Genomic DNA, 12769 nt, shown 5'->3' on the forward strand with positions numbered 1-12769 from the left:
GCATGAACCACTCTCAACAGGTTCCCACCCGCGACCAGTTGCTGGCCAAGACCGGCGTGCTGCTTATCGTCGACGACATCACCCCACCCTCCGGCCCCGTGGCCAAGGGCGTCACCCCGGTGGTGAAAGACAAGGAGCTGGCGCTGTTCCTGGCGATCGACGACGACGGCCAGGTATATGCCTTCAACGGCCACGTCGACCTAGGCACCGGCATCCGCACCTCGCTCGCGCAGATCGTCGCCGAAGAACTGGACCTGCGCATGGACCAGGTGCACATGGTGCTGGGCGACACCGAGCGCGCCCCAAACCAGGGCGCGACCATCGCCAGCGCCACCTTGCAGATTTCCGCCGTGCCCCTGCGCAACGCCGCTGCCGAAGCCCGTCGCTTCCTCCTGCAACAGGCCGCGCAACGCCTGGGCAGCGATGAACTGCATATAGAAGAAGGCGTCGTGCGCAGCCGTGATGGTCGCGCCCTGCCCTTCGCCGACTTGGTGCGTGGCGAGCGCTACCAACTGCGCATCAGCGGCGATGCCCCGCTCAAGGCCATCGAAGACTACCGCCTGGTGGGCCGCAGCGCCGCGCGTGTGGACATTCCCGGCAAGGCCACCGGCGAGCTCACCTACGTGCACGACATGCGCCTGCCCGACATGCTGCATGGCCGGGTGATCCGCCCGCCCTATGCGGGCCATGACAGCGGCGAGTTCGTCGGCAACAGTTTGCTGGCTGTGGATGAGTCTTCTATCGCTCACATTCCCGGCATCGTCGCAGTCGTGGTGATCCGCGACTTCGTCGGCGTGGTGGCCCAGCGCGAAGAGCAGGCCATTCGCGCCGCCCATGAACTGAAAATCACTTGGAGGCCCTGGACTGCGAAGCTCCCCGACCTCACCGACGTGGCCCAGGCCATTCGCGACAACCCACGCATCCAGCGCACCGTGCTGGACCAGGGCGATGTCGACGCCGGCATCGCCAACGCCAACCAGCGCCTGAGCCGCAGCTACCTGTGGCCGTACCAGTTGCACGCCTCCATCGGCCCGTCCTGCGCACTGGCCGATTACACCGACGGGCCAATCCGCGTCTGGTCCGGCACGCAAAACCCGCACCTGCTGCGCGCCGACCTCGCCTGGCTGCTGGAATGCCCGGAAGAGCGCATCGAGATCATCCGCATGGAAGCGGCTGGCTGCTATGGCCGCAACTGCGCCGACGACGTGTGCGCCGACGCGCTGCTGCTATCACGCGCCGTGCAACGCCCGGTCCGCGTGCAACTGACCCGCGAGCAAGAGCACGTGTGGGAGCCCAAGGGCACCGCGCAACTGATGGAGATCGACGGTGGGCTGAACGCCGATGGCACCGTCGCTGCCTACGACTTCCAGACCAGCTACCCGTCCAACGGCGCCCCTACCCTGGCGCTGCTGCTGACCGGCGCAGTGGAGCCAGTGCCCGCCCTGTTCGAGATGGGCGACCGCACCTCCATCCCGCCCTACGACTACGAGCACATGCGCGTCACCATCAACGACATGACCCCGCTGGTGCGGGCCTCGTGGATGCGCGGCGTCTCGGCCCTACCCAACAGCTTCGCCCACGAGTCGTACATCGACGAGCTGGCCTTCGCGGCAGGCGTGGACCCAGTGGAATACCGCCTCAAGCACCTCAGCGACCCACGCGCCATCGACCTGGTGAAAGCCACCGCCGAACGCGCCGGCTGGCAGCCGCACAACGAGCCCATGCAAGCACCCGCTGAAGGCGACGTATTGCGTGGCCGGGGCTTCGCCTACGCGCGCTACATCCATAGCAAGTTCCCCGGTTTCGGCGCAGCGTGGGCCGCGTGGGTAGCGGACGTTGCAGTGGACCGACGCACCGGCGAGGTGGCCGTCACCCGCGTGGTGATCGGCCATGACGCGGGCATGATGGTGAACCCCGAAGGCGTGCGTCACCAGATCCACGGCAACGTGATCCAGTCCACCAGCCGCGTGCTGAAGGAGCAGGTGAGCTTCGAGGAGTCCAAGGTGGCCAGCCAAGAGTGGGGTGGCTACCCGATCCTCACCTTCCCCGAGGTACCGGATATCGACGTGCTCATGCTGCCGCGCCAGCAAGAGCCCCCGATGGGCAGCGGCGAGTCGGCCTCGGTGCCCAGCGCGGCGGCTATCGCCAACGCCATCTTCGACGCCACCGGCATACGTTTTCGCGAGCTGCCGATTACCGCCGAGCGGGTGCGCGAGGCGCTCGGTGGCAATGGCTCGAGTGGCGGCACGACGCCGCCGGAAGACGCCAAGCCCAAGCGTTCGAAATGGTGGTTTGGCTCACTGGCCGGGGTGTTCGGTGCAGCGCTGGGCATGGCCGCCACCGCCCTGCCCTGGCGTGCTGAAATCGCCCCGGTGACCCCGCCCGGCGCAGACAGTTGGTCGGCGGCGATGCTCGAACGCGGGCGCCAGGTGGCGGCGGCAGGCGACTGCGCGGTGTGCCACACGGTCAGCGGCGGCAAGGTCAACGCTGGCGGCCTGGCAATGGAAACGCCATTCGGCACGCTGTACAGCACCAACATCACCCCCGACCCGGAAACCGGCATCGGTCGCTGGTCGTTCGCCGCCTTCGAGCGCGCCATGCGCCAGGGCATCAGCCGCGACGGCAAGCACCTGTACCCCGCGTTTCCCTACACCTCGTTTCGCAACATCAACGATGGCGACATGCAAGCGCTGTACGCCTACCTGATGTCGCAAACCCCGGTGCGCCAGGAGGCCCCGGCCAACCAGATGAGCTTCCCGTTCAACCAGCGCCCGCTGATGGCGGGCTGGAACGCGCTGTTTCTCAAGCAGGGCGAGTACCAGCCCGACCCGCAGCGTAGCGAGCAATGGAACCGCGGCGCCTACCTGGTCGATGGCCTGGGCCACTGCACTGCCTGCCACTCGCCACGCAACCTGATGGGCGCCGAAAAAGCCGGCAAGAGTTACCTGGCCGGCGGCATGGTAGATGGCTGGGAAGCGCCAGCGCTCAATGCCCTGGGCAAGTCCGCCACGCCCTGGAGCGAAAGCGAGCTGTTCACCTACCTGAGCACCGGTTTCTCCGACAAGCACGGCGTCGCCGCAGGCCCCATGGGCCCGGTGGTCAGCGAACTGGCCACCTTGCCGGAAAGCGACGTGCGCGCCATCGCCCACTACCTAACGTCCCTCGATGGCCAGCCACAGACGCTCGCCAGCAAGCCTGCGCCGCAGGTGGATACCCTGGTGTCGATCAGCAATGGCGAACGAGTGTTCAAGGGCGCCTGCCAGGCCTGCCACAGCGATGGCACGGGGCCGAAGCTGTTCGGCGTGAGCCCGTCGATGGCGGTGAACAGCAACGTGCACAGTGACCTGCCAGACAACCTGTTGCGCGTAGTGCTGCATGGCATCCCGACCCCAGCGACCCGTGACCTGGGCTACATGCCCGGCTTCAAGGACAGCCTGTCGGACCGCCAGGTAGCCGACCTTGCCGCCTACCTGCGCCAGCGCTTCGCCAGCGACCAGCCGGCCTGGCAAGGGCTGCAAGCCAAGGCCGCCCAGGTGCGCGCCAACCCTGGCAGCCATTGAGCCTCAGCGGCGCAGGCCGCGCAGTACCAGGTCGCTGATGAAGTGCAGCCAGTCGTCCTTGGCGCGCTGGTTGCCCAGGTCTTCGGCGAGGAAGGAGCTCAGGGTGTAGCGGTTGGAGTTATAGAAGTAGCAGAGCGAGGCGATCATCAAATAGGCGTGCTTGATGTCGATGTCATCGCGGAAAAGGCCCTGGGCCTGGCCCGCCTTGATGATCGGCCGCAACACGCCGACCGCCTCGCCCGACAAGGCTTGCAGGTTCAGCGACTTCTTCGCGTGCTGGCCCTGGTGCAGGTTTTCGGTGGACAGCAGGGTGACGAACTCCGGGTGACGCACGTAGTAATCCCAGATGAACGCCACCAGCTGGCGCAGCGCGGCTTCAGGGTCGGCGAGGTCCAGGCGCAGCTTGCTCTCGGCCTGGTTGAAGCTGGCGTAGATGTGCTCCAGCACGCTGATGAACAGCTTTTCCTTGCTGCCGAAGTAGTAATAGATCATCCGGTCGTTGGACTTGGCCAGCTTGGAGATCTGCTCCACCCGCCCGCCGCTGAAGCCGTGCTTGGCGAAGATCTTCACCGCGGCTTTGAGGATGCTGTCCTTGGTGCGGTCGGCCTGCTGGGCGCGCACGCCGGTTTTGCGAGTCTGCATGGTGGTCCCCCTTGATAGCGCAACACTGCCACAGCGCAGGCGCGTTGGCGATGTGATTGGAGCGAGGTAACGAACATGCGGCACCTGGACCTGCAAGTGATCGACAAGGCGCTGGAGTGGGCCGCTGCCGGGCAGGCCATCTGGTTATGCACGGTGCTGTCCACCTATGGCTCGGCGCCGCGCTCGCCGGGGGCGATGCTGGTCAGCCGAGGTAGCGAGGGGTATGTCGGTTCGTTGTCGGGGGGCTGTGTGGAGGAGGAGTTTCTGGAGAGCCTCGCCCGTGGCGAGTTCGGTGAGGCCGCGCAATTGGTGCGCTACGGCGACGGGCAGGAACAGAGCCGACGCCTGCGCCTGCCGTGTGGCGGGGTATTGGTGGTGCTGGTGGAGCATCGGCAACCCAGCGCAGCCTGGTTCGAACACCTCCAGGCGCTGCGCGCCGCCCTGCTCGGCCAGCAACGGGTGACCCGCCGAGTGTGCCTACGCAGCGGCGCACTGGCCCTGCACGAGAGCCACCAGGGTAGCGCCCGGGTGCGCCAGCAGGACGACGCCGTGCACATCGACATCGGCCCTGCCCTGCGTCTGGTGCTGGCAGGGCTATCGCCGGTAGCCGAGGCCTGCGCCGACATCGCCCGCACCCTGGGCTGCGAGGTGATCGCCTGCGACCCACGCGAGGAAATGGCGCACATCAGCCTCGACGGCGTGCAGATGCACCGCGTGCTGCCGTCGATGTTCATCGCCGCTGGCGGTTGCCACGCGGCGACGGCAGTGGTGGCATTGACCCACGACCCGAAGATCGACGACCTGGCGTTGATGGAGGCCGTGCATACCCCAGCGTTCTATATCGGCGCGATGGGCTCGACCACCACCTCCACCCGCCGTGCCGAGCGGCTGAGGCGCATCGGTGGGCTGAACGATGCGCAGATCGAGCGGCTGCACATGCCCATCGGGCTGGACCTGGGTAGCAAGTCGCCAGCGGAGATTGCGCTGGCGGTGATGGCGGATGTGCTGAGGGTGTACCGAGGGAAGGCGCGGCATGCGCTGTAACAGGTACCCCGCCGACGAACCTGTAGGAGCGGACTTGCCCGCGAACCAGGGCAAAGCCCTGGTCATACACTGCGGTGTTCGTTTCGCGGGCAAGCCCGCTCACAGTGGTAGGCGTCGTGCTCACAACCCCGCGGGACGGGAAATCACTTCAATGCGCAATTGCCAACTCCCGCAACGCCGCCGACGCCAGAAACCCTGAACGAGAGGCATAACGATGATCGCGTTTCACCTTCTCGTCGATCCGCTGCAACAGGTTCTCCGGCAACGTGGCATTGAAGCGCACGGCCTTGCCGAGGTACGGCGTCACGTCGAAATCCACCACGGCCCAGATACCTCCGGCGAAATCAGGGTTGGCCACATGCACATCCACTTCATGAGCCTGCGGCAGCGCTTCGCAGTCGGCCACCAAGCCCTCGAAGTGCAGCGCCAACGCCTCCTGTACGTTCTCCAGCGCCTGGCTGACGCTTGCGCCGGCGGAGAAACAACCCGGTACATCAGGAACGGTCACGCCGTAGTCCGAGTCGGCGTCTTTATGCAACACAACGGGAAATTTCATTGACTGTCTCCATGGATTGCCAGGCTGGCGGGTGAGCTGTGCGATCACCGCAAACCGGCTTGTTTCAAGATGCTATGCACAGTGCCCTTGGGCAGCTCACTTTTAGGATGGGGGACTGTAACCCTCCCCCTTCTCCAAGGATGTTTGAATTGATGATGGCTTCCCTTCACATCCACCTCATACCAACCCTCGGCCCGGATCATCTGAATCACGTCCTTACTGCGCATTGGTCCATCCTTTGGCAGATAATGTGTATGGTACACACCAATAAGTGAAAGAACAGAACGCAATACACACTATCCACACCAAAGCGACGAGCGGACCGCTCAATTTCGCGCGCATGACGAATCTGATCGATATGTGGGAATAGTTACGCCCATTCAGGCACGGATTGCCCGTGCCATGCCGGCAGAGAGTAACGACAGTCAACGCCATGGTTTCGCCACGCTGGCGATGTCGACGGTCCAGTGCAGACTCGGGGATGAAGTACTGGGGAGGGGTATACCCGCCTACTTCAGGTAAGAGCGCAACAACGCCGCCACCTTGTCCGCCTCTTCCTGCCGCTCTTCCAGGCTCAGGCCCTCGGCAACCAAGTGCTCACGCACATGCCCTTCCATCACCTCGGCCATCAGCCCGTTGACCGCACCACGCACGGCGGCGATCTGCTGAAGAATCGCCAGGCAGTCCTTTTCCTGCTCCAGCGCGGTCTCCAGTGCAGCGGCCTGGCCCTTGATCTTGCGTACCCGGGTCAGCAGCGGTTTCTTGTTTTTCAGGGTATGAGCCATGGCGCCTCTCACGACAATAGGTATACTGGGGTATAGTATATTTTCGATGCGTACAAGAGCATGATAAACCATGACAGCCGCCACCCCTGAGAAATGGCTGCACAGCCATGAATTCCACACCAGCAACCTGGGTGCGGAGCGCAAGACACGCCTGGCCGTCGTGCTCACAGCGGTGATGATGGTGGCGGAAATCGCGGGCGGCTGGTTATACAACTCCATGGCCCTGCTCGCCGACGGCTGGCACATGAGCTCCCATGCCCTGGCGCTGGGCCTGTCGCTGCTGGCCTATGCCGCCGCACGGCGCTACGCGCAGGACCGCCGCTTCGCCTTCGGCACCTGGAAGGTCGAGATCCTGGGTGGCTACTCGAGTGCCCTGTTGCTGCTCGGCGTCGCCGGGCTCATGGCCTTCCAGTCGGTGCAAAGGCTGCTGGCGCCTGGGCCGATCCACTATGACGAGGCTATTCTCATCGCCGTGATCGGCCTTGCGGTAAACCTCGTCTGCGCCTGGTTGCTGCGCGGCGAGCACACGCACGATCACAGCCACTCCCATGGTCACGCACATGGCCACGACCACGCCCACCACCAGGACCTGAACCTGCGCTCGGCCTACCTGCACGTGCTCGCCGACGCCGCGACATCGCTGCTGGCGATCGTCGCCCTGGTCGCGGGCAAGGTGTGGGGCGCAGACTGGCTCGACCCGGTGATGGGCCTGCTTGGCGCATTGCTGGTGGCGATCTGGGCCAAGGGCCTGCTGCGCGACACCAGCCGCGTACTGCTGGACGCCGAAATGGACGCGCCAGTGGTCGAGGAGATCCGCGAGGTGGTGGCGCAGCTGCCAGTGCCTGCTGAAATCACCGACCTGCACGTGTGGCGCGTCGGCAAGGACCAGTACGCCTGCATCCTCAGCCTCGCCACCACCGCAGAGCTGAACGCCGACCATGTACGCCAGGCGCTGGCGGTGCATGAGGAACTGGCCCATGCAACCGTGGAAGTGAATGGCCTGGCATAGCGCGCTCAGGCACATGGACGTCGAGCCCAGGCAACTCCCACCTGGGCCAAGCCCCTAAGGTGACAGGTCAAACAGCCCACCACTGGAGCCCTGCCATGTCCGATTTCATCACCGTCCTGCGTGAAACCTGCCCGACCCCGGTGGTCGACGCCACCAAATGGAAGCGCATCGGCGGCGACCCGCACACGGTCAACCTCAACGCCTACCTGTCGGCCGACGGCAGCAAGATCATGGGCACCTGGATCTGCACCCCAGGCAAGTTCGAGGTCAACTACGAGAAGTGGGAGTTCTGCCACTTCCTCGAGGGTTACTGCATCATCACCCCGGAAGGCGAGGAGCCGAAGCACCTCAAAGGCGGCGATGTGTTCGTGATAGAGCCGGGGATGAAGGGCACCTGGGAAGTGGTCGAGACCGTGCGCAAGTACTTCGTCTTCGCCTGATTTTTTGTGCACCACGATATAAGCCCTGTGAGAACACGAAGCTTCCCGCAGGGTCTTAATCTTCTTGAACATAGTGTTTGGTGCAGATAGCCAAAGATCAAAAAAACCATCAATTTTTCACCCCACAGTTACATCTTCTGAAACAGATAATTTCAGCTTTAATACCTCCTCTTGTAGTCCGCTTCTGAATTGCGCTCCTCGCTCCATAACGTATTGCCCCAACACTTTCCCAGACCTAGGCTGCACCGCTCGACCGAATCGTCGGGCAGCGTTGCCCCACCAGAACAATTGTCAGGGAAAGATAAGCATGGCTTTCGACGCGTACATTCAGATCGACAGTATTCCAGGCGAAGCACTGGACGAAAAATACACTCAATGGATTGAAGTGCTGGGTTACGACTTTGGCGTCAGCCAAAGCACCTCTGCTACGGCAAGTTCCGCAGGCGGGGCGACATCAGGCCGCACCTCAGTGACCAACTTCACGTTCACCAAATACCTCGACAGTGCAAGTTGCAAACTGATGGAGGCCAGCTGCACGGGCCTACATCTGAAAGAGGTGAAACTCGCCCTCTGCCGCGCAGGCGGTGAAAAACTCAAATACTTCGAAGTCACCCTTGAAGAAGTGATCATCGCCGAGTACTCGCAGAGCGTGGACACAGGAGTACCGCTGGAAGTGGTGCAACTCAACTACGGCCGGATCAAGACCATTTACACCCAGCAGCGGCGCCTCGATGGCAGTGGCGGCGGCCATATTGCCGGCGGCTGGGACCGAATTGGCAATAGAAAGTACGCGTGAGGATGCTGCCATGTCTGAAGCCCGCGCATACCTCAACCTCAAGCTGCAAAACTATCACCGGCTGAAATCTGACCTGGCGCTCACCGGTCACGCGCTGGAAAAATTCGATGTGCTGAATGCGCACATTGCCAATACGGTAGTCCGTAGCGGTGAACTCATCATCCTCGGCGACCCCACCACGGCGTCCTGCACCAGCCAGGAGGCCTGGATGATGAGGCAGGCGACCATCGTGCACATGGGGCTGATGCGTAACGGCCAGGGTGTGGATAACTTTTTCCTGGATAACTTCGAAACCCTGAAAAGCCTGATTGCGCATGCATCCATGGGCGCGGGCGTGGTCAGTGAAGGGTGGAGCACGCATCTGAAGGCGATCGAAGCGACGCTGATGGATATCGAGAAACTGCATCAGCAGTATCTTGGATCGGGGGCGACCGGTAGCCGGGATCAGTTCTATGCCAAGCGCTCAGCTTTGTTCATGAGGCTGGACGAGCAACTGGGCAAGATGGCGGCGTACGGTTCCGGTCTAAGAAACAAGGGTTCGATCAAAAGGACGTTAGGGATCTCCACGAAGAGCTATTTGCATACGGGTGAGATTGCAGGGTATTCCAACAAGGTTTCCGGGGTGGCGAAGGCTGCTAACCTGATCAAGAACGGAACGTATGTAGGGATCGCATTAGACGTGGCAGCTACGGGTTTAGAAATTCATAAGGCTTGTGCGCTCGGACGCGAGGAGGAATGCAAAAAGACACAGTACGTCGAGATTGGCTCATTATCCGTGGGCATAGTAAGTTCAACTGCTGGGGCATTCGTTGGAAAACTTTTATTGGGTGGAGCCTGCAGTGTGGTTTTTGGCGTAGCAACGGGAGGACCCGGAGCACTCGCTTGCGGGATATTCGGCGGTACAGCAGGGGGTGTGGTAGGCGGCAAACTGGGGAGTGAAGGAGGATCTATAGTTGGAGAGCTTCTCTATGAGGCAGTAAGAAAATGACAACCGTGCATTTAATATTTTTAGTGTACGGCTTGTCCCTCACGATCTTAATGTACTTGGACTTGGCAATAACGATATATACAGCCCACCGTAAAGTCGAGCACATCGAAAGCTTGCTACCAAATTGCGAAATGATAACGGGTGAGAAAAGGCTATGGCTGCACGCTGGCTTGATCGGAAAAGTATTGCGACTAAACAACATTTCAGCCGCAGTCATAACCCCTAGGCTTTACGCCCGAAGAAAACTAATAGACGTTAATGAAATCAATAGCTTACCTTTAAACCTCAGGCGGATACTCATTACCCTAGGCATTGCGCACATTACATTGTTCATCGGCCTTTTAGGATTAGGTATTTTCATGCATTACCTCCCCCCTTTGCCTACCTAACGCTCAAAAAACATCGCAGTACGGGCGCCCTTCTCTTCTGGTGCGCAGTTACAGAGGAAAGGCCGCCCGCCCCGCGATGAAGTCCTCGCTCGTCAATCCTTCTTGCAGTAACCCTCGACGATCGCCGAGAAATCCTTGCCGCCATCACCACGCAGGCTCATGGCCTGGTACAGCTGCTGGGCCACGGCCCCCAAGATCACCGGCTGGTGCGCCTGACGCGCCGCCTCAGTAGCCAGCCCCAGGTCTTTGAGCATCAACTCGGCGCCAAACCCACCGGTATACCCACGCGATGCGGGAGCAGTCTCGATGATGCCCGGCCACGGGTTGTAGGTGTCCGAACTCCAGCAACGCCCGGTCGAGCTGTTGATGATGCCCGCCAGCACCTTGGTGTCGATGCCCAGTGCATTGCCCAGGGCCATGGCCTCGGACACACCGATCATCGAGATCCCCAGCAGCAGGTTGTTGCAGATCTTGGCGATCTGCCCAGTACCCACCTCGCCGCAATGCACGATGTTGCGGCCCATCTGCTCGAGCACCGGCTTCAACGCCGCGAACAGCTCGGCACTGGCGCCGACCATGAAGGTCAGGGTGCCCGCCGCCGCGCCGCCGGTCCCCCCGGACACCGGCGCATCGCCCATATCCACACCCTTGGCCGCAGCAGCCTTGGACACCTCGCACGCGGTCTGCGGGTCGATGGTGCTGCAATCCACGGTCGGGGTGCCGGGGCGGATACCCGCCAGCACGCCGGTTTCTTCGTCTAGGTACACGCCACGCACATGGGCTGCCGCCGGCAGCATGGTGATCACCAGCTCGCTGTTGGCCGCCGCGTCCCTGGGCGAGGTGCTGACCTGCCCGCCCAGTTCGGCGAGCTCGGCCAACACGGTTTTGTTCAGGTCGAACAGGTTCAGTTGGTGACCGGCCTTGATCAGGTTGCGGGCCATGGGTGCGCCCATGTTGCCCAGGCCGATGAATGCGATTCGCATGGCGGTCTCCTTAGCGCAGGCTGATGGTGGTGTTCACGCCATCGTTCACGCTTTCGTCGTCGAACCAGCGGGCAGTGACGGTCTTGGTCTGGGTGTAGAACTGCACCACCTGCTTGCCGTATGGGCCAAGGTCGCCGAGCTTGGAGCCACGGGAGCCGGTGAAGCTGAAGAACGGCACCGGCACCGGGATCGGAATGTTGATACCCACCTGGCCAATGTCGATTTCGCTCTGGAACTTGCGTGCCGCCGCGCCGCTTTGGGTGAACAGGCCGGTGCCATTGCCGAACGGGTTGGCGTTGACCAGGGCGATGGCCTCGTCGAGGGTGTCGACTTCCAGAGTCACCAGCACCGGGCCGAAGATTTCCTGGGTATACACCTGCATGTCGGTGGTCACGCCCGAGAACAGGGTCGGGCCGACGAAGTTGCCTTGCTCGTAGCCCGGCACTTTCACGTCACGGCCGTCCAGTTCGAGCTTGGCGCCTTCCTTGATGCCGCTTTCGATCAGCCCCAGCACACGCTCCTTGGCGCGTTTGGAAACCACCGGGCCCACATCGGTGCCCGGCTCGCTACCCGCGTTCACCTTGAGCTTACTAGCCGCTTCCTTGATATCCGGCAGCCATTCGCGGGCCTTGCCCACCAGCACCGCCACCGAGGTGGCCATGCAGCGCTGACCGGCCGCGCCGAAAGCGGCACCGACCAGGGCGTTGACGGTTTGCGTGCGGTTGGCGTCCGGCAGCACCACGGCGTGGTTTTTCGCGCCCATCATCGACTGCACGCGCTTGCCGTGCTGGCTGGCCAGGTTATAGACGTGGGTGCCCACTTCAGTGGAGCCGACGAAGGAAATCGCCTTGATGTCCTGGTGGGTGCAGATGGCATCGACCACCTGCTTGCCGCCATGTACCACGTTGAGCACGCCGGCCGGAACGCCGGCTTCCAGCGCCAGCTCCACCAGCATCATGGTGGACAGTGGGTCCTGCTCCGAAGGTTTCAATACGAAGGTGTTGCCGGTGACGATGGCCATCGGGAACATCCACAGCGGGATCATCGCCGGGAAGTTGAACGGGGTGATGCCGGCGCATACGCCGATCGGCTGGCGCAGGGTGTAGGTATCGACGCCACCGGCGACGTTCTCGGCGAACTCGCCCATCTGCAGGGTGCCGATGGAGGCGGCATGCTCGACCACTTCCAGGCCGCGGAAAATATCCCCTTCGGCATCGGCCAGGGTCTTGCCCTGTTCGGCGCTGAGGGTCTGGGCGATGCGCTTGGTGTGTTCGCGGATCAACGCCTGGAGCTTGAGCATGATGCGCATGCGCGCGCCGATCGGGGTGTCACGCCAGGTCTTGAAGGCGCGCTGGGCGGCAGCCACGGCGGCATCCACTTCCTCGACGGTGGCGAAGGGCACCCGCGCCAGCACCTGCTGGGTGGCCGGGTTGACGATGTCGCGCCATTCGGTGGTCTGGGACTCGACCCACTGGCCGTCGATCAGCAGCTTGACCTGCTCGACCTTGGCCTGGTCGGGGGTGTGGGGTGCGTTCATCTGCGTTCTCCTTGGAATTATTGTCGGGACGCGAACGGCG

At 62.6% G+C, this 12769-nt stretch carries 12 protein-coding genes; 6 read left to right on the plus strand and 6 right to left on the minus strand.

The features are described 5' to 3' along the window. The first annotated feature begins 2 nt into the window (after positions 1-2). Positions 3-3560, plus strand: a complete 3558-nt coding sequence (locus tag ACQKPE_RS12575) for a molybdopterin cofactor-binding domain-containing protein (RefSeq protein ID WP_427666242.1) — start codon at positions 3-5, stop codon at positions 3558-3560. A gap of 3 nt (positions 3561-3563) precedes the next feature. Here ACQKPE_RS12575 and ACQKPE_RS12580 read toward each other — a convergent pair whose 3' ends face one another. Further along, positions 3564-4202 (minus strand): TetR/AcrR family transcriptional regulator, encoded by a 639-nt coding sequence (locus ACQKPE_RS12580; protein WP_427666244.1) that lies wholly within the window; start codon positions 4200-4202, stop codon positions 3564-3566. A gap of 75 nt (positions 4203-4277) precedes the next feature. Between ACQKPE_RS12580 and ACQKPE_RS12585 the strand changes: the two genes are divergently transcribed. After that, the gene (locus tag ACQKPE_RS12585) at positions 4278-5246 is read left to right on the plus strand and encodes an XdhC family protein (protein WP_427666245.1); all 969 of its coding nucleotides are present in this window, start codon (positions 4278-4280) and stop codon (positions 5244-5246) included. Positions 5247-5394: 148 nt separating this feature from the next. Here the strand turns inward: ACQKPE_RS12585 and ACQKPE_RS12590 are convergent, their stop codons facing one another. From ACQKPE_RS12590 to ACQKPE_RS12600, 3 genes are all read right to left on the minus strand, one after another. Continuing rightward, positions 5395-5802, minus strand: a complete 408-nt coding sequence (locus ACQKPE_RS12590; RefSeq protein WP_427666247.1) for a type II toxin-antitoxin system HicB family antitoxin — start codon at positions 5800-5802, stop codon at positions 5395-5397. Between the two features lie 44 nt (positions 5803-5846). Beyond that, on the minus strand, positions 5847-6029 hold the full coding sequence (locus ACQKPE_RS12595) for a type II toxin-antitoxin system HicA family toxin (RefSeq protein WP_427666249.1): 183 nt from the start codon (positions 6027-6029) through the stop codon (positions 5847-5849). A 282-nt stretch (positions 6030-6311) separates the two neighbouring features. Continuing rightward, entirely contained in the window at positions 6312-6587 is a 276-nt protein-coding gene (locus tag ACQKPE_RS12600; protein WP_427666250.1) for a metal/formaldehyde-sensitive transcriptional repressor, read from the minus strand. A 70-nt stretch (positions 6588-6657) separates the two neighbouring features. On the opposite strand from ACQKPE_RS12600, the gene dmeF reads away from it, so the two are divergent. From dmeF to ACQKPE_RS12620, 4 genes are all read left to right on the plus strand, one after another. After that, entirely contained in the window at positions 6658-7596 is a 939-nt protein-coding gene (gene dmeF / locus ACQKPE_RS12605) for a CDF family Co(II)/Ni(II) efflux transporter DmeF (RefSeq protein WP_427666252.1), read from the plus strand. Positions 7597-7691: 95 nt separating this feature from the next. Beyond that, a complete protein-coding gene (locus ACQKPE_RS12610) occupies positions 7692-8036 on the plus strand; it encodes a cupin domain-containing protein (RefSeq protein ID WP_063542660.1) in 345 nt (114 codons plus the stop codon). Between the two features lie 301 nt (positions 8037-8337). Beyond that, positions 8338-8832: an Hcp family type VI secretion system effector gene (locus tag ACQKPE_RS12615; RefSeq protein WP_427666271.1), complete on the plus strand. Its 495-nt coding sequence runs from the start codon at positions 8338-8340 to the stop codon at positions 8830-8832. 10 nt (positions 8833-8842) lie between these two features. Further along, entirely contained in the window at positions 8843-9820 is a 978-nt protein-coding gene (locus ACQKPE_RS12620; protein WP_427666254.1) for a hypothetical protein, read from the plus strand. Positions 9821-10301: 481 nt separating this feature from the next. Here ACQKPE_RS12620 and mmsB read toward each other — a convergent pair whose 3' ends face one another. Together mmsB and ACQKPE_RS12630 are read right to left on the minus strand one after the other, a co-directional pair. Further along, positions 10302-11192 (minus strand): 3-hydroxyisobutyrate dehydrogenase, encoded by an 891-nt coding sequence (gene mmsB, locus ACQKPE_RS12625; protein ID WP_427666255.1) that lies wholly within the window; start codon positions 11190-11192, stop codon positions 10302-10304. Between the two features lie 10 nt (positions 11193-11202). Continuing rightward, a complete protein-coding gene (locus ACQKPE_RS12630; protein WP_427666256.1) occupies positions 11203-12729 on the minus strand; it encodes a CoA-acylating methylmalonate-semialdehyde dehydrogenase in 1527 nt (508 codons plus the stop codon). Positions 12730-12769 lie beyond the last annotated feature (40 nt).

This window comes from Pseudomonas sp. NPDC089554, from assembly GCF_050280645.1.
Lineage (GTDB): Bacteria > Pseudomonadota > Gammaproteobacteria > Pseudomonadales > Pseudomonadaceae > Aquipseudomonas.